Raw genomic sequence first — 21641 nt, forward strand, 5'->3', positions numbered from 1 at the left:
CCCCCACTGTGGGGGTGCCGCCCTCGGGCGTACTGCCGTGCGTGACTACTTGCGCATGACCTCGGGCTCGTGGCGGCGCAGCAGACGCGCCACGGCGACGCAGCAGACGGTGGCCATGAACAGCTGGATGCCGAGGTCGAGGCTCCACTGGCCGACCGTGTGCTCCCACAGCGGGTCGGTGTTCGTGGGGTCCTTGTGGTCCCACGGCGGCATCAGGTGCGCCAGGTCCAGGGTGGCGCCGGCGCCGGCGATGCCCCAGCGGGAGGGCATGAGCCAGGCGAACTGCTCCAGGCCGGGCGAGTCGTACACCTGGAAGAGGATGCCGGTGAACACGACCTGGATGATCGCGAACATGACGAGCAGCGGCATGGTCTTCTCGGCGGTCTTCACCAGCGCGGAGATGACCAGGCCGACCATCATCGAGGTCAGGCCGAGCCCGATGACCTGGATGCACAGCTCGACGGCCGGCGGCATGAAGAGGCCCTCTTCGGGCAGCGCCCGGGTGGAGAAGCCGATGCCGCAGATGATGACGCCCTGGAAGGCCGTGATCAGGCCGAGGACGATGACCTTGGACATCAGGTACGCGGAGCGGGACAGGCCGACGGCACGCTCCCGCTCGTAGATGACCCGTTCCTTGATCAGCTCACGGACCGAGTTGGCCGCGCCGCTGAAGCACATGCCGACCGCGAGGATCAGCATGATCGTGCCGGCGTCGCCGTTGAACCGGGACGGGGGCGTGGGCTTGCCGAGGCCGAAGTCGGCGGGGATGACGACGGACACCGCGCCGAGCACGGCCGGCAGGATCACCATCAGGGCCATGAAGCCCACGTCGGAGGCGATCACCGAGACGTAGCGGCGGATCAGGGTCCACAGCTGGGAGCCCCAGCCCTGCGGCTTCGGCGGGCGGGACATCGCCTGCTGCGGCATCTGGACGGGCTGGGCGGCGACGGCGTCGATGTCCGCGGCGTACATCTGGTAGTGCTGCGAGCCCTTCCAGCGACCCGCCCAGTCGTAGTCGCGGTAGTTCTCGAACGCGGAGAAGACGTCGGCCCAGGTGGAGTAGCCGAAGAAGTTCAGCGCCTCCTCCGGCGGACCGAAGTAGGCCACCGAGCCACCGGGGGCCATGACGAGGAGCTTGTCGCACAGGCCGAGCTCGGCCACCGAGTGCGTGACGACGAGGACCGTGCGGCCGTCGTCCGCGAGGCCGCGCAGCAGCTGCATGACGTCGCGGTCCATGCCCGGGTCGAGGCCGGAGGTCGGCTCGTCCAGGAAGATCAGCGACGGCTTGGTGAGGAGCTCCAGGGCGACGGAGACGCGCTTGCGCTGGCCACCGGAGAGGGAGGTGACCTTCTTCTCCTTGTGGATGTCGAGCTTGAGCTCGCGCAGCACCTCGTCGATGCGGGCCTCGCGCTCGGCCGTGGCGGTGTCGCCGGGGAAGCGGAGCTTGGCCGCGTAGCGCAGTGCCTTCACGACCGTCAGTTCCTTGTGCAGGATGTCGTCCTGCGGGACCAGACCGATGCGCTGGCGCAGCTCGGCGAACTGCTTGTAGAGGCTGCGGTTGTCGTAGAGGACGTCGCCCTCGTTGGCCGGGCGGTATCCGGTCAGCGCCTTGAGCAGGGTGGACTTTCCGGAGCCGGACGGGCCGATGACGCCGATCAGCGACTTCTCGGGGACGCCGAAGGAGACGTCCTTGAGGATCTGCTTGCCGCCGTCGACGGTGACCGTGAGGTGGCGGGCCGAGAAGGAGACGGAGCCGGTGTCGACGAACTCTTCCAGCTGGCCGCCGACGAGCCGGAACGTCGAGTGGCCGACGCCGACGATGTCCTGCGGGCCGAGGAGGGCGCTGCCGCCCTTGGTGATCGGCTGACCGTTGACGTACGTGCCGTTGTGCGAACCGAGGTCGCGGATCTCGAAGCGGCCGTCGGGCGTCGCGTGGAACTCGGCGTGGTGCCGGGAGACCTGGAGGTCGGAGACGACCAGCTCGTTCTCCAGGGCGCGGCCGATGCGCATGACGTGGCCGAGGGACAGCTGGTGGAACGTGGTGGGGCTGCGGTCGGCGTAGGCCGACGACGCCCCCGCGGCGACGCCGTGACCGGGCCCGCCCTGGGGGGCGCCCTGCTGGTGCGGGAACTGCGGCTGCTGCGCGGGCGGCTGCTGCCAGCCCTGCTGCTGCTGCGGCGGGCCCTGCGTGGCCCAGTCCGCCTGGGCGGCGGCCTGGTCGGCCGCCTGGTGCGCCGGCACGGGCTGTGCCACCGGCGGCTGCTGGGCCTGCGCCTGCTGCGGCGCGGCCTGGGTTCCGGCGGCGAGATTGAGCCGCGGGCCGTCGGTGGCGTTGCCCAGGTGCACGGCCGAGCCGGGGCCGATCTCCATCTGGTGGATCCGCTGCCCCTGGAGGAACGTGCCGTTGGTGGAGCCGTGGTCCTCGATGACCCAGCTCCGACCGCCCCAGCTGATCGTGGCGTGCCGCCACGAGACCCTGGCATCGTCGATGACCAGGTCACCCTGCGGGTCCCTGCCCAGGGTGTACGACCGGGACGGATCGAGCGTCCAGGTCCTGCCGTTCAATTCCAGTACGAGTTCTGGCACTCCGAGCCCCACTACTTGTCCCCCGATGTACCCCCGCCTACGGGAGTCCAGGGATGTCGAATCATCCTGGGGAACTATTTCAGGCCCGGTCCCGTATCGGAAAGTCGGGCCGTGTGAAGACCTTCGGGGCGTCCCCTCGACGACTCGGGTGTCCGCTACGCGGGACGGGGGGTCAGGCGGCGCGCGGTCCCCGATACGGTGGAACCACCATGAGCGCATCGCAGACCTCAGACGTTCCCACCCTTCTCGTCAAGATCTTCGGGAAGGACCGTCCCGGGATCACCGCGGGACTCTTCGACACCCTCGCCGCCTACTCCGTCGACGTCGTGGACATCGAGCAGGTGGTCTCCCGGGGCCGCCTCGTCCTGTGCGCGCTCGTCACGGAGCCGACCGTCGCCACGGCCGGCGAACTCCGGGCCACCGTGCACAGCTGGGCCGAGTCGCTGAAGCTCCAGGCCGAGATCATCTCCGGCACCGGTGACAACCGGCCGCGCGGCGAGGGGCGCTCGCACGTCACCGTGCTCGGGCACCCCCTGACGGCGGAGCAGACCGCGGCCATAGCGGCCAGGATCGCGGAGACCGGCGGCAACATCGACCGCATCTTCCGCCTGGCGAAGTACCCGGTGACGGCCGTCGAGTTCGCGGTCTCCGGCTGTGAGACCGAGCCGCTGCGGACGGCCCTGGCCACCGAGGCGCACTCCATCGGGGTCGACGTCGGCGTGGTCTCGGCCGGGCTGCACCGGCGCGCGCAGCGGCTGGTGGTGATGGACGTCGACTCGACCCTGATCCAGGACGAGGTGATCGAGCTCTTCGCCGCGCACGCGGGCTGCGAGGACAAGGTCGCCGAGGTGACGGCGGCGGCGATGCGCGGCGAGCTGGACTTCGAGCAGTCGCTGCACGCGCGGGTGGAGCTGCTGGCCGGCCTCGACGCGTCGGTGGTCGACAAGGTCCGCGCCGAGGTGCGGCTGACGCCGGGGGCCCGGACCCTGATCCGTACGCTCAAGCGGCTCGGCTACCAGGTGGGTGTCGTGTCGGGCGGTTTCACCCAGGTCACCGACGATCTGAAGGAGCGGCTGGGGCTCGACTTCGCCTCGGCCAACACGCTGGAGATCGTGGACGGCAAGCTGACCGGCCGGGTGACGGGCGAGATCGTGGACCGTGCGGGCAAGGCGCGGCTGCTGCGCCGGTTCGCCACGGAGGCGGGTGTGCCGCTGGCGCAGACGGTGGCGATCGGCGACGGGGCCAACGACCTGGACATGCTGAACGCGGCCGGTCTCGGGGTGGCGTTCAACGCCAAGCCGGTGGTGCGCCGGGCCGCCGACACGGCGGTGAACGTGCCCTTCCTGGACACCGTGCTGTACCTGCTCGGCATCACGCGCGAAGAGGTCGAGGCCGCGGACGGCGGCGAGGAGCTGCTGCACTGAGCCGTCGCCACGGTACGGAGAAGGGCCCGGTCGTCGTGGGACGGCCGGGCCCTTCTCCGTACGGGCGGGCGTACGGGTCAGGCGTTCGGAGCCCAGAAGGCGGCGAGGCGGCCGACACCGTGCTCCACGGACTTCCAGGAGCCGTTGAAGGTGAGGACGGCGAAGGCGGAGGTCGGGAAGCCGCTGCGGTTCATGCGGGCCAGGGCGTCTCCGTCGGCTTCGCCCGCGAGGGCGTCGGCGAGCGCGTGCATGCCGGGGTTGTGGCCGATGACCAGGAGGTCGGACACCTCGTCCGAGGTCTCGTTGAGGAGGGCGATGAGCTCGCCGAGCGAGGCCTCGTACAGCCGGTCCTCGTACACGGTCCTGGGTCGCTGCGGCAGTTCCGGTACGGCGAGCTTCCAGGTCTCGCGCGTCCTGACGGCGGTGGAGCAGAGGGCCAGGTCGAAGGGGATGCCGGTCTCGGAGAGACGGCGGCCCGCCACGGGGGCGTCCTTGCGGCCCCGTTCGGCGAGGGGGCGCTCGTGGTCGGACTCGTCGTTCCAGTCTGCCTTCGCGTGGCGGAGGAGCACGATCCTGCGGGGTGTATCGACGCTCATGGTCAACAGCTTCGCACGAAACGGCTCACGGCGACTCAGAGAGAGAGCGTTTGCTGGAGGTGGTCGATGACCCGGCCGACCCCCAGGTCACCGGTGGTCGCGTGGGCCTCACCCGAACCTGCTATCAGCAGCAGGAGGGCGACGAAAGCGGCCACCGGCAGGGCGAGCGCCCACCAGGGCAGCCGGGTGTCGACACCGGCCGTCGTGGTCCTGACGCGGGGGTGTGTGGGGGCCGACATGGCCGCCTCCGTAGGTGAGATCGCGTGCTTGCGCTGATATCTCCAACGTACGGATCGCGGGATCGTCGGCCCATCCGGTGATCCACCCACTTCACCCTGACACTCGCCCCCTAGGGGATGCGGGGGTTACCCCCACCCCGCGGCGGGCTCACGGCCGACCCGCGGCGGCGGGCGGCGGGCTCACGGCGAGAAGGCGGAGGCGATGACGGCGATCACGACCGTGATGCCGAGCATCGCGCCGAGCACGACGAGCAGCTTCTTCTGGCCGTTCGGGGGGTTGGGTTCGAGGACTGGCATGGGACCAGTCTCGCATCTCAGCATTCGTCCTCGACGGTCCGGTCCCGTCCCGCCAGGGATCCGATGATCATCTGCGGCACCATCAGTCCGCCCATGAGTGCGATCGGCAGGCCCCAGCCGCCGCTGTGCTGGTAGAGCACGCCGACGAGGAGGGGGCCGGGGATGGAGATGAGGTAGCCGACGCTCTGCGCGAAGGCGGAGAGCCGGACGACGCCGGCGCCGGTGCGCGAGCGCATGCCGATCATCGTGAGGGCGAGCGGGAAGGAGCAGTTGGAGACGCCGAGGAGCACCGCCCACACCCAGGCGCCCGCGGCGGGGGCGAAGAAGAGGCCGGTGTAGCCGGCGAGGCCGCACAGGCCGAGCGCGACGACGATCGGGCCCTGGTTCTTCATCCGGGTGGCGAGCCGGGGGATGACGAAGGCGAGCGGGACGCCCATGACCATCGTGACGGCGAGGAGGACGCCCGCGGTCGAGGCGGGGACGCCGGCGTCGCGGAAGATCTGCGGCATCCAGCCCATGGTGATGTAGGCGCCGGTGGCCTGGAGGCCGAAGAAGCAGCCGAGGGCCCAGGCGGTGCGGCTGCGGGCGACGCGGGGCGGCGCGGCGGTCTCGGCCGGGGCGGCGGCCCTCTCCCCCGTACCGCCGGCGGCTCCGTCGCGGGCGCGGTCGCGGAGGAGCGGCATCCAGGGCAGGACGGCGAGGGCGGCGAGGGCGGCCCAGATGCCGAGGCCCAGGCGCCAGTCCCCGCCGAGGGCTTCGGTCATCGGGACGGTGGCGGCCGCGGCGACGGAGGTGCCGAGGGCCAGGGCCATGGAGTAGAGGCCGGTCATGCTGCCGACGCGGTCGGGGAAGTACCGCTTGACGATGACGGGCATCAGGACGTTGCTGACGGCGATGCCCATGAGCGCGAGGGCGCTGGCGGCGAGGAAGCCGACGGTGCCGGTGGCGAAGGGCCGGAGGACGAGGCCGGTGAAGATCGCGGCCATGCCCGCGCAGACGACGGCGGCGGGGCCGAAGCGGCGGGCGAGGCGCGGGGCGGTGATGCCGAAGACCGCGAAGCAGAGCGGCGGGACCGAGGTCAGGACGCCGGCGACGCTGCCGCTCATGTGGAGGCCGTCGCTGACGTCCTGGAGGAGGGCGCCGAAGCTGGTGATGGCCGGGCGCAGGTTGAGCGCGGCCAGGACGAGTCCGACGGTGACGAGCGCGAGGGCCCAGCGGGGGCCGGGGGCGGCCGCCGGGAGCACCGGGGACGTGCCGCGCCCCTGGGACCGGGCCGGCGCGGTGGGGTCTGCGGCGGTGACGGTCGATCCGGTCGGGGTCGTGAGGGCCGGTGGTGCGGCGGGGTCGAGGGTCTTCGGCTCGTCAGGCATGGGGCCATCATAGAATCATGGGATGATTGATTGTCCAATCTCGAACGAACAGGAAGGTGCTCCATGGCCCTCGGTCACCCCCGGCGCGCAGGACTCTCCGATCAGGTGATCGCCGAGCTGCGGAACCAGATCACCTCCGGCGAGTGGCCGGTGGGATCGCGCATCCCGACCGAACCCGAGCTGGTCGAGCAGCTGGGCGTGGCCCGCAACACGGTCCGCGAGGCCGTCCGGGCACTCGCCCACAACGGGCTGCTCGACATCCGCCAGGGCTCGGGGACGTACGTCATCGCCACCAGCGAACTGGCCGGCGTGATGCACCGGCGCTTCGCCGGCTCCGACCCCCGGCACGTCGCCGAGCTGCGCTCGACGCTCGAGTCCGCCGCGGCCCGGTTCGCCGCCGAGCGGCGCACGGAGCGGGACCTGAAGCAGCTCGACACCCTGCTCGAACGGCGCGAGCAGGCGTGGGAGTCCGGGGACGCGGAACGGTTCGTGACGGTCGACGCGGCCTTCCACCACGCGGTCGTCGCCGCCTCGGGCAACGAGGTGCTCACCGAGCTCTACGCGGACCTGGGCGATCTCCTGCGGGACTGGCTGCGCGACGACGTGGGTCAGGAGCTGCGCCCGGAGAACCACATGGACCACGGGCGCCTGGTGGACGCGATCCGGGACGGCGACGCCGACCGGGCCGGCGCGGAGGCGGCCGGCTACCCCTTCATGTGCCTGAAGAGCCCTGAGCCGGAGCCGGGTCCGCCGGCTGGTGCGTGACCCAGGCCGACCGGACCTCCTTCCAGCAGCGGCCGGTCAGCTTGGCGTGGTCGGCGGGGCCGACCTCCACGGGGGCGCTGTCGGAGTCGACGTCCCACCAGCGGTCGCACTCGACGTGCAGCCGGACGCTGTCGGTGCGGGGGTACGGGTTCCGGCAGTGGGCGGTGACGCGGGAGCCCTGGACGACGGTGCGGCAGGAGGCCTCGAAGACCTCCGGCTCCCCCGCCCCGGGGGCGGCGGCGGGACGCTCCTCGGCCGGGGCGGGCGCGGTGCGCACCGCGTCGGCGACGGCTATCCCGGTGAGCAGAACGGCGACGGTGGCGAACGCGCCGAACCCGTGACGTATCGCGCGCATGCCCGCACCTCCTCCCCGTCAGCAGCAGGAGCATTACGCTCTGCCCCAGTCTGGGGTGATTCGCGCGACTTTTCGAGTCGGGCAGGGGTTGCGGAACGACGAGGGCCGTGTGTCCGCCTCCGGGAGGCGGACACACGGCCCTCGGTGCTGCTCGTACCGCTCGCGCGGTTCGCGTGGAGCCGTCAGGCGCCGATCGCGTGCAGGCCGCCGTCGACGTGGACGATCTCGCCCGTCGTCTTCGGGAACCAGTCGGAGAGCAGCGCCACGACACCGCGGCCGGCCGGCTCGGGGTCGGCGAGGTTCCACTCCAGCGGGGAGCGGCTGTCCCAGACGGCGGCCAGCTCGCTGAAGCCCGGAATGGACTTGGCGGCCATCGAGCCGATCGGGCCCGCCGAGATCAGGTTGCAGCGGATGTTCTGCTTGCCCAGGTCACGCGCCATGTAGCGGCTGGTGGCCTCCAGGGCGGCCTTGGCCGGGCCCATCCAGTCGTACTGCGGCCAGGCGTACTGCGCGTCGAAGGTGAGGCCGACGACGGAGCCGCCCTCGGTCATCAGCGGCAGCAGCGCCGTCGTCAGCGACTTCAGCGAGAAGGCGGAGACGTGCATGGCCGTGGCGACGGACTCGAACGGCGTGTTGAGGAAGTTGCCGCCGAGCGCGTCCTGCGGGGCGAAGCCGATCGAGTGCACGATGCCGTCGAGGCGGTCGCCGAGCTGCTCGCGGACCTGGCCCTCCAGGCGCGCGAGGTGCTCGTCGTTGGAGACGTCGAGCTCCAGGACCTTCACGTTCTCGGGCTTGGGGAGCTTCTTGGCGATGCGCTCCGTCAGCGACGGACGCGGCCACGCGGTGAGGATGATCTCCGCACCCTGTTCCTGGGCCAGCTTCGCGGTGTGGAAGGCGATGGAGGACTCCATCAGCACACCGGTGATCAGGATGCGCTTGCCCTCGAGAATTCCGCTCATGGTGATCAGTGACCCATGCCCAATCCGCCGTCAACCGGGATGACGGCTCCAGTGATGTACGAAGCGTCGTCGGAGGCGAGGAACTTCACCGCGGCGGCGATCTCCTCCGGCTGCGCGTAGCGGCCCAGCGGCACCTGGGACACGATGCCCGCACGCTGCTCGTCGGTGAGTACCGCGGTCATGTCGGTGTCGACGAAACCGGGGGCGACGACGTTGAAGGTGAGGTTGCGCGAGCCCAGCTCGCGCGCGAGGGAGCGGGCGAACCCGACCAGGCCGGCCTTGGAGGCGGCGTAGTTGGCCTGGCCCGCGGAGCCCAGCAGGCCGACGACCGACGAAATCAGGACGACGCGGCCCTTCTTGGCGCGCAGCATCCCGCGGTTGGCCCGCTTGACGACCCGGAAGGTGCCGGTGAGGTTGGTGTCGAGGACGGACGTGAAGTCCTCCTCCGACATCCGCATGAGGAGCTGGTCCTTGGTCACGCCGGCGTTGGCCACGAGGACCTCGACCGGGCCGTGCTTCTCCTCGATCTCCTTGTAGGCCTGGTCGACCTGCTCGGAGTCGGTGATGTCGCACTTGACGGCCAGCAGACCGGCCTTCTCCAGCTCGGCGGGATCGCCGGAGCGGTACGTGATCGCGACCTTGTCGCCGGCCTCGACGAACGCGCGGGCGATGGCGAGGCCGATGCCCCGGTTTCCTCCGGTGACGAGAACCGAGCGGCTCAACGGATCACCCTTTCGATAGCGGTCTGAACACCGAAAACCTATCGGTCCCGTCCCCCATCCGGAGAATCGGGCCCCGACAGTGCGGTGAGTCCCACCCTGTCGGATCCCTACAGTTCCCCGTGCCGACGTTCCACGGCGCGTCGGGTTCGTGTCCTGGAAACGTGTGGCAGCCCACAAGGAGCGGTCTGCATGATTCACTGCGGACACAACTCGAGAAGGGGAGACTTCGTGGCCCATCAGGTCGATCAGACGTTTCTGGCGCTGCCGTTGCGGGCGCTCGCGGACGCGGCGCTCGCGCGGGCGCGGGCGCTGGGCGCCGAGCACGCGGACTTCCGGCTGGAGCGGGTGCGGAGCGCCTCGTGGCGCCTGCGGGACGCCAAGCCGTCCGGATCGTCGGACACCACGGACCTCGGCTACGCGGTGCGGGTGGTGCACGGCGGGGCCTGGGGCTTCGCGTCCGGAGTGGACCTGACCATGGACGGGGCCGCGCGGGTGGCCTCGCAGGCGGTCGCCATGGCCAAGCTGTCGGCGAAGGTGATCGCGGCGGCGGGCTCGGACGAGCGGGTGGAGCTGGCCGAGGAGCCGGTGCACGAGGAGCGCACCTGGGTGTCCTCGTACGAGGTCGACCCGTTCTCCGTCCCCGCCGAGGAGAAGAGCGCGCTGCTCGCCGACTGGAGCGCGCGGCTGCTGCGGGCGGACGGCGTGGCGCACGTGGACGCGTCGCTGCTGACCGTCCACGAGAACAAGTTCTACGCGGACACGGCCGGCACGGTCACCACCCAGCAGCGCGTCCGGCTGCACCCGCAGCTGACGGCGGTCGCCGTCGACGAGACGACCGGCGAGTTCGACTCGATGCGGACGATCGCGCCGCCGGTCGGGCGCGGCTGGGAGTACCTGACCGGGACCGGCTGGGACTGGGACAAGGAGCTCGACGAGATCCCCGGGCTGCTCGCCGAGAAGATGCGGGCGCCGAGCGTCGAGGCGGGCCGGTACGACCTGGTCGTCGACCCGTCGAACCTCTGGCTGACGATCCACGAGTCCATCGGGCACGCCACCGAGCTGGACCGGGCCCTCGGTTACGAGGCCGCCTACGCGGGCACCTCCTTCGCCACCTTCGACCAGCTGGGCAAGCTGGCGTACGGCTCCTCGATCATGAACGTGACGGGTGACCGCACCGCCGAGCACGGCCTCGCGACCATCGGGTACGACGACGAGGGCGTCGAGGCGCAGTCCTGGGACCTGGTGAAGGACGGCACGCTGGTCGGCTACCAGCTGGACCGGCGGATCGCGAAGCTGACGGGCCTCGGCCGCTCCAACGGCTGCGCGTTCGCGGACTCCCCCGCGCACGTGCCGGTGCAGCGGATGGCGAACGTCTCCCTCCAGCCCGACCCGGGCGGTCTGTCGACCGAGGACCTGATCGGCGGGGTGGAGCGCGGCATCTACGTGGTCGGCGACCGGTCCTGGTCGATCGACATGCAGCGCTACAACTTCCAGTTCACCGGCCAGCGCTTCTTCCGCATCGAGAACGGCCGGCTCGCCGGGCAGCTGCGGGACGTGGCCTACCAGGCGACGACCACGGACTTCTGGGGCTCGATGGAGCAGGTCGGCGGCCCGCAGACGTACGTCCTCGGCGGCGCCTTCAACTGCGGCAAGGCCCAGCCGGGCCAGGTCGCCGCCGTCTCGCACGGCTGCCCCTCCGCCCTCTTCCGGGGCGTCAACATCCTGAACACGACGCAGGAGGCCGGTCGATGAGCGCGCACCACCAGATTTGCCGGGGGTCCGGGGGTCGTCTCCCGGGTCAGCACAGCCTGAACACGACGCAGGAGGCCGGTCGATGAGCCGCGTCAGCAAGCCGTACGAGATCGTCGAGCGGGCGCTTGAGCTGTCCCGCGCGGACGGGTGTGTCGTGATCGCCGACGAGGAGTCGTCGGCGAACCTGCGGTGGGCGGGGAACGCGCTCACCACGAACGGGGTGACCCGGGGCCGGACGCTGACGGTGATCGCGACCGTGGGCGGCGCGCAGGGCACGGCCTCCGGTGTCGTGTCGCGGTCGGCGGTGACGGCCGACGACCTGGAGCCGCTGGTGCGGGCCGCCGAGGCCGCCGCCCGCGCCGCCGGGCCCGCCGAGGACGCGCAGCCGCTGGTGGAGGGCGTGCCGGCGTCGCCGGACTTCACCGACGCTCCGGCGGAGACGTCGTCCGCGGTCTTCGCGGACTTCGCGCCCGCGCTCGGCGAGGCCTTCGCCCGGGCGAGGGCCGGCGGCCGTGAGCTGTACGGCTTCGCCAACCACGAGCTGACGTCCACCTACGTGGGTACGTCGACGGGGCTGCGGCTCCGCCACGACCAGCCCAACGGGACGCTGGAGCTGAACGCGAAGTCGCCGGACCGCTCGCGGTCCGCGTGGGCCGGCCGCTCGACGCGGGACTTCAAGGACGTCGACCCGGGCGCGCTCGACGCGGAGCTGGCGACCCGCCTGGGCTGGGCGGAGCGGCGGATCGAGCTGCCCGCAGGGCGGTACGAGACGCTGCTGCCGCCGACGGCCGTGGCCGACCTGATGATCTACCAGCTGTGGTCGTCCGCGGCCCGGGACGCGGTGGAGGGCCGTACGGTCTTCTCCAAGCCCGGCGGCGGCACCCGGCTGGGCGAGACCCTCTCCCCGCTGCCGCTGACGCTGCGCAGCGACCCGAACGAGCCGGGCCTGGAGTCCGCGCCGTTCGTGATCGCGCACTCGTCCGGCGACGACTCCTCCGTCTTCGACAACGGCCTGCCGGTCGGGCCGACCGACTGGATGAAGGCCGGAAGCCTGGCGCACCTGATCACCACCCGGCACACGGCGGGGCTCACGGGGCTGCCCGTGGCGCCCGGGGCCGGGAACCTGATCCTGGACGGCGGCGGTGAGCGCTCCCTGGAGGAGATGGTCGCCTCGACCGAGCGCGGACTGCTGCTGACCTGCCTCTGGTACATCCGCGAGGTCGACCCGGCGACGCTGCTGCTGACCGGTCTGACCCGGGACGGCGTCTACCTCGTCGAGAACGGCGAGGTGGTCGGCGAGGTGAACAACTTCCGGTTCAACGAGTCGCCGGTGGACCTGCTGTCGCGGGCCTCGGAGGCGGGCCGTACGGAGAAGACGCTGCCGCGCGAGTGGAGCGACTGGTTCACCCGGGCCGCGATGCCGGCCCTGCGGGTGCCCGACTTCAACATGAGCTCGGTCAGCAAGGGGGTCTGACCCACCTAGACTGAGTCTTCGACCACCCACAACCTGAGGAGACTGACGATCGTGACGGACATCGTCGACGAGCTGAAGTGGCGCGGGCTCTTCGCCCAGTCCACCGACGAGGACGCACTGCGCAAGGCTCTCGCGGACGGTCCCGTCACGTTCTATTGCGGTTTCGACCCGACCGCGGCCAGTCTCCACGTCGGCCACCTGGTCCAGGTGCTCACCGTGCGCCGGCTCCAGCAGGCCGGGCACCGGCCGCTGGCGCTGGTCGGCGGGGCGACCGGGCAGATCGGCGACCCGCGGCCGACGGCCGAGCGCACCCTGAACGACCCCGAGACGGTCGCGAACTGGGTGAACCGGCTGCGTTCGCAGATCGAGCCGTTCCTCTCCTTCGAGGGGGAGAACGCGGCGGTCATGGTGAACAACCTGGACTGGACCGCCGGCATGTCGGCGATCGAGTTCCTGCGGGACATCGGCAAGCACTTCCGGGTCAACAAGATGCTGACCAAGGACTCCGTCGCCCGGCGCCTGGAGTCCGAGCAGGGCATCAGCTACACGGAGTTCAGCTACCAGCTGCTCCAGGGCATGGACTTCCTGGAGCTGTACCGCCGCTACGGCTGCACGCTCCAGCAGGGCGGCTCGGACCAGTGGGGCAACCTGGTGGCCGGGCTCGACCTGATCCACCGCCTGGAGCCGGGCGCGCAGGCGCACGCGCTGGCGACCCCGCTGATGGTCAAGGCGGACGGCACCAAGTTCGGCAAGACCGAGGGCGGGGCCGTCTGGCTGGACCCGGAGATGACGACGCCGTACGCGTTCTACCAGTTCTGGCTGAACGTGGACGACCGGGACATCTCGACGTACATGCGGATCCTGTCCTTCAAGTCCCGTGAGGAGCTGGAGGAGCTGGAGGCGCAGACCGCCGAGCGGCCGCAGGCGCGGGCCGCCCAGCGGGCGCTGGCCGAGGAGCTCACCACGCTGGTGCACGGCGCGGACCAGTGCGCGGCCGTCATCAACGCCTCCAAGGCGCTGTTCGGCCAGGGCGAGCTGGCGGAGCTGGACGAGGCGACGCTGGCCGCCGCCCTGTCCGAGCTGCCGCACGCCCGGGTGACCGAGCTCGGCCAGGTCGTGGACCTGTTCACCGAGGTCGGTCTCGCGCCGAGCAAGTCGGGCGCGCGCCGCACGGTGAAGGAGGGCGGGGCCTACGTGAACAACGTGAAGGTCACCGCCGAGGACGCCGAGGTGTCGGCGGACGAGCTGCTGCACGGCCGCTGGCTGGTGCTGCGGCGCGGCAAGAAGAACCTGGCGGCGATCGAGTTCGCCGGCGCGGAGGGCTGACCCGCCCGCTCCGCACGCCGGAGGCCCGGTGCGTCGGCCGCCGGACGGCACCTCGGGGGTGCCTTGTCGACGAGCCGGCCCGGTCGGCGGGACGCACTCTAGGTGCGCTGCCTGTTGCCCTTCATCGAGGCCCACAGCATGTCGCCGACTCCGACCACGGCGACGGCGCCGATCAGCTGGAGCAGGTGGCGGGTCCAGTCGATGCCCTTGGTGTCGTTGACACCGATCCAGGTCGCGACGGCGTTGCCGAGCACACTGCCGAGAATGCCGAACACGGTCGTCAGCCAGAGCGGGATCTGCTGCTTCCCCGGCAGGATCGCCTTCGCGATCAGGCCGAGGACGAATCCCACGATGATCGCCCACAACCAACTCATCGTCGCCTCCTTGTACGCATCTGCGCCCAGTCTCGACTCATCGGCCATACGGCGCATGTCGGACAGCGCCATACGTGCCCCGGTCTCGTCGGTGCGGTGGGGCGGGCGTACGGTGGAACGAGGTCCGGGCCGGGGAGGGTCCGGCGCGATCGGTGGGTGGTGGACGGCGATGCCGAAGCGTGGCGGAACCGAGGTCTTCCGGATCACGGGGGCCCGGCAGGGGCTCGCCGACGACGTGCGGGGACGGCAGCGGCGCTACGTCATCTCGATGACGGTGCGGACGCTCTCCGTGATCGCCGCGGCGGTGCTGTGGAACGTCGAGCGGCACGTGGCCTTCGTGGCCCTCGCCCTGGGCATCCTGCTCCCCTACGTGGCCGTGGTCATCGCCAACGCGGGCCGGGAGTCCGCTCCGTCCCTTCCCTCCACCTTCGTACCGGCTCCGGTGCGGCCCGCTCTCGGCGGGGCGGAGGCGGCGGGGGACGCGGACGCGGAGCGACCGCACGGCCGGAACTGATCACGCACAGTGGCCGGAAAGCTCAAGAAAAGCTCAGATCAATCATGTAGTTCCAGTGCACCACACCCCATGTGCCGTGACATACTTCCTACGCGCTCCGCATCCCCCGTCGGAGCGACGGACCGATGCCGGGCAGCTCCCCCCGTGGCTGCTCGGCATCGCCCTTGTCGGACAATGATCCGGTGAGTGAAGCGAATCCGATCTGTTCCGCCAAGGGCTGCCGCGTCGACGCCGTCTGGGTCCTCGCGTGGAACAACCCCAAGCTGCACACGCCCGAGCGGCGCAAGACCTGGCTCGCGTGCGACGAGCACCGCGAGCACCTCTCCCAGTTCCTGGGCGTACGGGGCTTCTTGAAGGACGTCGTCCCGCTGGCCGACTGGGACGACTCAGCCTCCGATGGCTGACATCGGGCGGTCGGGCTGGAGGAAGCTCGGGTCGTCGAGGCCGGAGCCGGCCTTCTTGCCCCACATGGCCTTCTTCCAGATCTCCGCGACCGCCTCGTCCGGGGCGTCCGAGCGGAGGGCGGCCCGCAGGTCCGTCTCCTCGGTGGCGAACAGGCAGGTGCGGACCTGACCGTCGGCGGTGAGCCGGGTCCGGTCGCAGGCCCGGCAGAACGGCCGGGTGACGGAGGCGATGACGCCGACCGTGTGCGGTCCGCCGTCGACGACCCAGCGCTCGGCGGGCGCGGAGCCCCGCTCGTCGGCGCCTTCGGCGGTCAGCGTGAAGCGGGTGCGGAGGGACTCCAGGATGTCACCGGCGGTGATCATGCCGTCGCGCTTCCAGCCGTGCTGGGCGTCGAGGGGCATCTGCTCGATGAAGCGGAGCTCGTAGCCCTCGTCCATCGCCCAGGCGAGGAGGTCGGGTGCCTCGTCGGCGTTGAGTCCGGGCATCAGGACGGCGTTGACCTTGACCGGGGTGAGGCCGGCGTCGCGGGCCGCGGCCATGCCGTCGAGGACGTCCTGGTGGCGGTCACGGCGGGTGAGGGTCTTGAAGACGTCGGGGCGCAGGGTGTCCAGGGAGACGTTGACCCGGTCCAGGCCGGCGGCCTTGAGGGCGGTGGCCGTGCGCTTGAGCCCGATGCCGTTCGTCGTGAGGGACATGCGGGGGCGCGGCTCCAGGGCGGCGCAGCGCTCGACGATCCCGACGAGGCCGGGGCGGAGCAGCGGTTCGCCGCCGGTGAAGCGGACCTCGGTGACGCCGAGGTCGGTGACGGCGATGCGGATCAGCCGGACGATCTCGTCGTCGGTGAGGAGATCCGGCTTCGCGAGCCACTGGAGGCCCTCTTCCGGCATGCAGTACGTGCAGCGCAGGTTGCACCGGTCGGTGAGCGAGACGCGCAGGTCGGTGGCGACCCTGCCGTAGGTGTCGATGAGCACTGTGGGCCCCCTCCCCGTCTTGCGGATGCGTGTGGTCCGAGCCTACGTGAGGCCGCGGACAACGAGCAGGGCAGATTGTCACGGGACCGGCGCGGCCGCGTCGTAGAACTCTACGACGCGGCCGGTGGATCGCTGCGGAACGTATACGAGACGTCGCGCTCAGGTCAGTGCTTGATCGCGGCGGCCACCCCGACGCCGGTGAGGGACTTGACCTCAAGCTCCGCGTACTTGCCCGCGTCCGGCTCCTCCTTGGAGAGGAGCGAGCCGAGCCAGCCGAGGAGGAAGCCGAGCGGGATCGAGACGAGGCCGGGGTTCTCCAGCGGGAACCAGTGGAAGTCCACGCCCTTGAACATCGAGGCCGGGCCGCCGGAGACGACCGGCGAGAAGAGGACGAGCACGACGGAGGAGATCAGTCCGCCGTAGATCGACCAGAGCGCGCCCTGGGTGGTGAACCGCTTCCAGAAGAGCGAGTAGAGGATCGTCGGCAGGTTGGCCGAGGCGGCGACCGCGAAGGCGAGGGCGACCAGGCCGGCGACGTTGAGGTCGCGGGCGAGGGCGCCGAGTGCGATCGACACGATGCCGATGAGGACGGTGGACCAGCGGGCGGCCCGCATCTCCTCCTCCTCGGTGGCCTTCCCCCGCTTGATCACGTTCGCGTAGATGTCGTGCGCGAAGGACGAGGAGGAGGCCAGGGTCAGTCCGGCGACCACGGCGAGGATGGTGGCGAAGGCGACGGCGGAGATGACGGCGAGGAGGATCGCGCCGCCGGTGGAGCCGGCGCCGCCGCCGACTTCGAGGGCGGTCAGCGGGGCCGCCGTGTTGCCCGCCTTGTTGGACGCCTTGATGGTGTCGCCGCTGAGCAGGGCGGCGGCGCCGAAGCCGAGGACGATCGTCATCAGGTAGAAGGCGCCGATGATGCCGATCGCCCAGTTGACCGACTTACGGGCGGCCTTGGCGGTCGGCACCGTGTAGAAGCGGATCAGGATGTGGGGCAGGCCGGCGGTGCCGAGGACGAGGGCGATGCCGAGGGAGAGGAAGTCCAGCTTCGAGAGGGCGGTGGCGCCGTACTTGAGGCCGGGCTCCAGGAAGGCGTCGCCCTTGCCGCTGTTGGTGGCGGCGGCGCCGAGCAGCTGCGAGAGGTTGAAGTCGAACTTCAGGAGGATGAGGAAGGTGATGAGGAGCGTGCCCGCGATGAGCAGGACGGCCTTGACCATCTGCACCCAGGTGGTGCCCTTCATGCCTCCGATCGTCACGTAGACGATCATCAGGACGCCGACGAGGGCCACGATCGCGATCTTGCCGCCGTCGCTGGTGATGCCGAGGAGCAGCGAGACGAGGACGCCGGCGCCCGCCATCTGGGCCAGCAGGTAGAAGATCGAGACGACGATGGTGGAGGTGCCGGCGGCGGTGCGGACGGGCCGCTGGCGCATCCGGTAGGCGAGGACGTCGCCCATGGTGAAGCGGCCGGAGTTGCGCAGCGGTTCGGCGACCAGGAGCAGGGCGACGAGCCAGGCGACGAGGAAGCCGATCGAGTAGAGGAAGCCGTCGTACCCGTAGAGGGCGATGGCGCCGCTGATGCCGAGGAAGGACGCGGCGGACATGTAGTCGCCGGAGATGGCGAGGCCGTTCTGGAAGCCGGTGAACTGGCCACCGCCGGCGTAGAAGTCGGCGGCGCTGCGGGTCTGCCGCCCCGCCCAGACGGTGATGACCAGGGTGGCGACGACGAAGGCCCCGAAGAGGGCGATGATCAGGGGCCGGTGCTCGCTGGTGGCGTTGCCCGCCGCGAGCAGGACGGGGGTGCTCATGCGTCGCCCTCCATACGGTGTCGGATGGCCTCGGCCTGGGGGTCGAGGCGGTTCGCCGCGTGCCGCGAGTAGAGCCAGGCGATGAGGAAGGTGGTGAGGAACTGGCCGAGGCCGAGGACGAGCGCCACGTTGATGTTGCCGAAGAGCTTGGTCCCCATGAAGTCGCCGGCGTAGTTGGAGAGCAGGACGTACAGCAGGTACCAGGCGATGAAGGCGAGGGTGAGGGGGAAGGCGAAGGAACGGTACGTACGGCGCAATTCGCCGAATTCCGCCCCTTCTTGCACCTCGACGAACTGCTCCGTCGTGGGCGACGCGGGACCGCGGTCGGTCTCCGTCCCGTTCCTGGGCGGCGGCGGTGCTTCGGTAGCCACGGAATCTCCTCGTGACGCGGGGGCGGACGGCATGGTCAAGGGGGCCTCACCGGGGTGCGAGAGCGGCGCTCCGAGCGGAGCTCCTCCCCTGACCAACGGCACGGAGCCGGAAGCGAAGCGGTTCACACGGGGGAATTCCTTGAACAGATCTTCATGAAGTCTTCTCAACTCATTGAACGTTCGGGAAGATCAGCGATAGCTTCACTCGTCATGCACCTGCCCGCGTGTAAACCCGCGCGCGAGCAGTACATACGGATGATGTGGAGAACCCATGGCTCATCTGGGATCGAGGCGCGGTCGAGCACTCGCTCTGCCGGTTGGTCTCGCGCTCACGGCCTCGCTCGGCTTCCTTGCCCCCGGCGCCGCCTCCGCCGCGGAACTGAGTGGTGCCTCGGCCACCGTGGCGACGAACGGCCCGAAGCTGTCGTACGTCGTCAACATCGAGGGTGGCCGCTGGACGGCCGCCTCGGTGAAGAAGGCGATCGCCGCCGCGGGCGGCGAGGTGGTCATCGCGTACGACCAGATAGGCGTGATAGTCGTCCACTCGCAGAACCCCGAGTTCGCGAAGACGATCCGTCAGGCGCGTGGCGTGGTGTCGGCCGGTTCGACCCGTACCGCCCCGCTGACCGTCCAGTCCGACGACTCCGTCGACGAGGGCACGCAGACGCTGTCCGCGGCCGAGGCCAAGGCCGCCGCCGCCGGCGCCACGGACGAGCAGGACCCGCTGGAGCCCCTGCAGTGGGACCTCCCGGCGATCAAGGCCGACAAGGCCCACCAGAAGACGCTCGGCAGCAAGCGCGTCACCGTCGCCGTCATCGACACGGGTGTCGACGACACCCACCCGGACCTGGCGCCCAACTTCGACGCCGCCGCGTCCGCCAACTGCGTGACCGGCAAGCCGGACACGACCGCCGGATCGTGGCGCCCCAACCCGGGCGAGAGCGACCACGGCACGCACGTCGCCGGCACCATCGCCGCCGCCAAGAACGGCATCGGCATCACCGGTGTCGCCCCGGGCGTCAAGGTCTCCGGCATCAAGGTGTCCACCCCGGAGGGCTTCTTCTACACCGAGGCCGTCGTCTGCGGCTTCGTGTGGGCGGCCGAGCACGGCGTCGACGTCACGAACAACAGCTACTACACCGACCCGTGGATGTTCGCCTGCAAGAACGACGAGGACCAGAAGGCCCTCATCGAGGCGGTCACCCGCGCGACCCGGTACGCGGAGAAGAAGGGCGCGGTCAACGTGGCCGCGGCCGGCAACTCCAAGTTCGACCTGGCTGCCGACTCGATCCTCGACAACAGCAGCCCGAACGACACCACTCCGGGCGACCGGGTCATCGACCCGAAGGAGTGCTTCGACTACCCGTCCATGCTGCCGGGCGTCGTGACGGTCTCCGCGACCGGAGCCAAGAACCTGAAGGCGTCCTACTCCAACTACGGTCTCGGCGTCGTCGACATCACCGCCCCCGGCGGCGACCGCACCGAGTACCAGACGCCGGACGCCCCGGCGGTCAACGGCCGCATCCTGTCGACCACGGTCAACGGCGGCTACAACTACAAGGCCGGCACGTCGATGGCCTCGCCGCACGTGGCGGGCGTCCTGGCGCTCATCAAGTCGACGCACCCCTACGCGAGCCCGGCGGCCCTCAAGGCGCTGCTGTACGCGCAGGCCGACGACCTCGCCTGCACCAACCCGTACGACATCAACGGCGACGGCACCGTCGACGCCGTCTGCGAGGGCGGCAAGCACAAGAACGGCTTCTACGGAGCCGGTCAGATCGACGCGCTCGACGCCGTCCGCTGGTAGTCACGGCGGTTCGGTGACGCAGGGCCCCGGTGTGGTGTGCCACACCGGGGCCCTTTGCGTGGCACTGAGTGCCATAGTGCCGTCATGGACAACACAGTGCGTTCCGGTACGGAGTTGCTGTGGTCGGCCCTCGGCGGCGATCCCGCCCTGGTCGACCGCGTGGAGTACGTCGGGACCTCCGGGCTGCTGCCCGCCCGACTGCCCGTGATGGACCTGGCGCGGGCCTCGGTCGCCGCCTGCTCGCTCGCCGCCGTGGAGCACGCGGGCCTTCCCGGGCCGGTACGCGTGGACGACGGGGCCGTCGCCACCGCCTTCGTGAGCGAGCGCCACCTCCGGGTCGACGGGCGGGCGCCGGTGAGCTTCGCGCCCCTGTCGCGGTTCTGGCGGGCCGCCGACGGCTGGGTCCGCACCCATGCCAACTACCCGCACCACAAAGCCGCGTTGCTGGCCGCGCTGGACGCCTCCGACTCCGTCGAGGCCGTCGCGGCGGCGATCGGCGAACGGAAGGCCGTCGAGGTCGAGACGGCGGTGTACGCGGCCGGGGGCCTGGCCGTCGCCCTGCGCACGCCCGACGAGTGGGCCGCGAGCGAGCAGGGCCGCCAGGTGGCGGCCCGGCCGCTGCTGACCCGGGAGCGGCTCGACGACGCCCCGCCCCGGCGCCGTACGGGACCGCTGCGGGTCCTCGACCTGACCCGGGTCATCGCCGGGCCCGTCGCCACCCGGACGCTCGCGCTGCTCGGCGCGGACGTGCTGCGGATCGACCCGCCGGGCAACCCCGAACTGCCGGACCAGCACGCGGACACGGACGTCGGCAAGCGGACCGCCGCGCTCGACCTGGACCGGCCGTCGGACCGGCGCGCCTTCGGCGAACTCCTCGACTCCGCCGACGTCCTGGTCACCGGCTACCGGCCGGGCGCGCTCGACCGGTTCGACCTCCACCGGCCCGGTCTCGTGACCGCCCGGCTCTCCGCCTGGGGCGACTACGGGCCGTGGGGCGAGCGGCGCGGCTTCGACTCCCTCGTGCAGGTCGCGACGGGCATCGCCGCGGTGGAGGGGTCGGCGGAGGAGCCGGCGGCGCTGCCGGCGCAGGCGCTGGACCACGGGACGGGGTACCTGCTGGCGGCGGCGGTGCTGCGGGCGCTGACGGAGCAGGACCGGGACGGCGGTACGCGGCTCGTCCGGCTGGCGCTGGCGCAGACGGGGCACTGGCTGACGCACGCGCTGCCGCGGTACGAGGCCGGGCGCTATCTCGGGGAGTCCGAGGGGCCGTTGGGGCGCCTGCGGTACGCGTTGTCGCCGGTGTCCTACGAGGGCGGGGCTTCGGGGTGGTCGCGCCCGCCGGGCCTCGCGGGGGCGGATGCCCCGGAGTGGCTCGGGGCCTGACGGGGCGGACGCCCCGGAGGGCTCGGGGCCTGACGGGGCGGGCCGTACGGGCGGAGCGGGCCGGGACGGGCGCCCGGCAACGGGGCGTGTGCCCACCCGTTCCTCCCCCGGACGAAGTCTGGGGGAGGAGCGATTGCCCACACGGA

21 protein-coding genes are annotated in these 21641 nt (G+C 71.1%); 9 read left to right on the plus strand and 12 right to left on the minus strand.

Annotation, left to right across the window (positions count from 1 at the left end; translation table 11 throughout):
- Positions 1-45 precede the first annotated feature (45 nt).
- A complete protein-coding gene (locus tag ACFCY7_RS27115) occupies positions 46-2598 on the minus strand; it encodes an FHA domain-containing protein (protein ID WP_376488672.1) in 2553 nt (850 codons plus the stop codon).
- 197 nt (positions 2599-2795) lie between these two features.
- Here ACFCY7_RS27115 and serB point away from each other — a divergent pair, with 197 nt between their 5' ends.
- Positions 2796-4010 carry a phosphoserine phosphatase SerB gene (gene serB / locus ACFCY7_RS27120; protein ID WP_376488673.1) on the plus strand — a complete coding sequence of 405 codons (1215 nt, stop codon included), beginning with the start codon at positions 2796-2798 and terminating at the stop codon, positions 4008-4010.
- Positions 4011-4087: 77 nt separating this feature from the next.
- On the opposite strand, the gene ACFCY7_RS27125 is transcribed toward serB, so the two are convergent.
- The 4 genes from ACFCY7_RS27125 to ACFCY7_RS27140 all read right to left on the minus strand — a co-directional run bounded on the left by ACFCY7_RS27125 (position 4088) and on the right by ACFCY7_RS27140 (position 6512).
- Entirely contained in the window at positions 4088-4606 is a 519-nt protein-coding gene (locus ACFCY7_RS27125) for a histidine phosphatase family protein (protein WP_376488674.1), read from the minus strand.
- Between the two features lie 35 nt (positions 4607-4641).
- On the minus strand, positions 4642-4845 hold the full coding sequence (locus tag ACFCY7_RS27130; RefSeq protein WP_376488675.1) for a hypothetical protein: 204 nt from the start codon (positions 4843-4845) through the stop codon (positions 4642-4644).
- Between the two features lie 180 nt (positions 4846-5025).
- Positions 5026-5142, minus strand: coding sequence for an SGM_5486 family transporter-associated protein (locus ACFCY7_RS27135; RefSeq protein ID WP_367828203.1), 117 nt, complete (start codon positions 5140-5142; stop codon positions 5026-5028).
- A gap of 17 nt (positions 5143-5159) precedes the next feature.
- The gene (locus ACFCY7_RS27140) at positions 5160-6512 is read right to left on the minus strand and encodes a CynX/NimT family MFS transporter (protein WP_376488676.1); all 1353 of its coding nucleotides are present in this window, start codon (positions 6510-6512) and stop codon (positions 5160-5162) included.
- A 63-nt stretch (positions 6513-6575) separates the two neighbouring features.
- Here ACFCY7_RS27140 and ACFCY7_RS27145 point away from each other — a divergent pair, with 63 nt between their 5' ends.
- Positions 6576-7277 carry a FadR/GntR family transcriptional regulator gene (locus tag ACFCY7_RS27145; protein ID WP_376488677.1) on the plus strand — a complete coding sequence of 234 codons (702 nt, stop codon included), beginning with the start codon at positions 6576-6578 and terminating at the stop codon, positions 7275-7277.
- Here the strand turns inward: ACFCY7_RS27145 and ACFCY7_RS27150 are convergent.
- The 3 genes from ACFCY7_RS27150 to fabG form a co-directional block, all read right to left on the minus strand.
- Positions 7225-7632, minus strand: a complete 408-nt coding sequence (locus tag ACFCY7_RS27150; RefSeq protein WP_376488678.1) for a hypothetical protein — start codon at positions 7630-7632, stop codon at positions 7225-7227. The genes ACFCY7_RS27145 and ACFCY7_RS27150 overlap by 53 nt on opposite strands.
- Before the next feature lie 182 nt (positions 7633-7814).
- Positions 7815-8591, minus strand: a complete 777-nt coding sequence (gene fabI, locus ACFCY7_RS27155; RefSeq protein WP_017238528.1) for an enoyl-ACP reductase FabI — start codon at positions 8589-8591, stop codon at positions 7815-7817.
- A 5-nt stretch (positions 8592-8596) separates the two neighbouring features.
- Positions 8597-9313, minus strand: coding sequence for a 3-oxoacyl-[acyl-carrier-protein] reductase (fabG, locus tag ACFCY7_RS27160; RefSeq protein ID WP_376488679.1), 717 nt, complete (start codon positions 9311-9313; stop codon positions 8597-8599).
- Between the two features lie 228 nt (positions 9314-9541).
- Here fabG and ACFCY7_RS27165 point away from each other — a divergent pair, with 228 nt between their 5' ends.
- The 3 genes from ACFCY7_RS27165 (at position 9542) to tyrS (ending at position 13865) form a co-directional block, all read left to right on the plus strand.
- Positions 9542-11065 carry a TldD/PmbA family protein gene (locus ACFCY7_RS27165; protein WP_376488680.1) on the plus strand — a complete coding sequence of 508 codons (1524 nt, stop codon included), beginning with the start codon at positions 9542-9544 and terminating at the stop codon, positions 11063-11065.
- A gap of 82 nt (positions 11066-11147) precedes the next feature.
- A complete protein-coding gene (locus ACFCY7_RS27170; RefSeq protein ID WP_376488681.1) occupies positions 11148-12539 on the plus strand; it encodes a metallopeptidase TldD-related protein in 1392 nt (463 codons plus the stop codon).
- Between the two features lie 51 nt (positions 12540-12590).
- Positions 12591-13865, plus strand: a complete 1275-nt coding sequence (gene tyrS / locus ACFCY7_RS27175; protein WP_376488682.1) for a tyrosine--tRNA ligase — start codon at positions 12591-12593, stop codon at positions 13863-13865.
- A 98-nt stretch (positions 13866-13963) separates the two neighbouring features.
- On the opposite strand, the gene ACFCY7_RS27180 is transcribed toward tyrS, so the two are convergent.
- Positions 13964-14239: a GlsB/YeaQ/YmgE family stress response membrane protein gene (locus ACFCY7_RS27180; protein ID WP_367828212.1), complete on the minus strand. Its 276-nt coding sequence runs from the start codon at positions 14237-14239 to the stop codon at positions 13964-13966.
- Between the two features lie 169 nt (positions 14240-14408).
- On the opposite strand from ACFCY7_RS27180, the gene ACFCY7_RS27185 reads away from it, so the two are divergent.
- On the plus strand, positions 14409-14753 hold the full coding sequence (locus ACFCY7_RS27185; RefSeq protein ID WP_376488683.1) for a DUF3099 domain-containing protein: 345 nt from the start codon (positions 14409-14411) through the stop codon (positions 14751-14753).
- 182 nt (positions 14754-14935) lie between these two features.
- A complete protein-coding gene (locus ACFCY7_RS27190; RefSeq protein WP_376488684.1) occupies positions 14936-15157 on the plus strand; it encodes a hypothetical protein in 222 nt (73 codons plus the stop codon).
- Here ACFCY7_RS27190 and moaA read toward each other — a convergent pair.
- The 3 genes from moaA to ACFCY7_RS27205 form a co-directional block, all read right to left on the minus strand.
- Entirely contained in the window at positions 15140-16129 is a 990-nt protein-coding gene (gene moaA, locus ACFCY7_RS27195) for a GTP 3',8-cyclase MoaA (RefSeq protein WP_376488685.1), read from the minus strand. The genes ACFCY7_RS27190 and moaA overlap by 18 nt on opposite strands.
- A 164-nt stretch (positions 16130-16293) precedes the next feature.
- On the minus strand, positions 16294-17934 hold the full coding sequence (locus ACFCY7_RS27200) for a cation acetate symporter (RefSeq protein ID WP_376488686.1): 1641 nt from the start codon (positions 17932-17934) through the stop codon (positions 16294-16296).
- Positions 17931-18305 (minus strand): DUF485 domain-containing protein, encoded by a 375-nt coding sequence (locus ACFCY7_RS27205; protein ID WP_376488687.1) that lies wholly within the window; start codon positions 18303-18305, stop codon positions 17931-17933. Before ACFCY7_RS27205 ends, ACFCY7_RS27200 begins: the two co-directional genes overlap by 4 nt.
- Before the next feature lie 271 nt (positions 18306-18576).
- Here ACFCY7_RS27205 and ACFCY7_RS27210 point away from each other — a divergent pair, with 271 nt between their 5' ends.
- On the plus strand, positions 18577-20112 hold the full coding sequence (locus tag ACFCY7_RS27210; protein ID WP_376488688.1) for a S8 family serine peptidase: 1536 nt from the start codon (positions 18577-18579) through the stop codon (positions 20110-20112).
- 84 nt (positions 20113-20196) lie between these two features.
- Positions 20197-21495 carry a CoA transferase gene (locus tag ACFCY7_RS27215; protein WP_376488689.1) on the plus strand — a complete coding sequence of 433 codons (1299 nt, stop codon included), beginning with the start codon at positions 20197-20199 and terminating at the stop codon, positions 21493-21495.
- The last annotated feature ends 146 nt before the right edge of the window (positions 21496-21641 follow it).

Origin of the sequence: Streptomyces sp. NPDC056361 (assembly GCF_042262805.1) — a bacterium.
GTDB lineage: Bacteria > Actinomycetota > Actinomycetes > Streptomycetales > Streptomycetaceae > Streptomyces.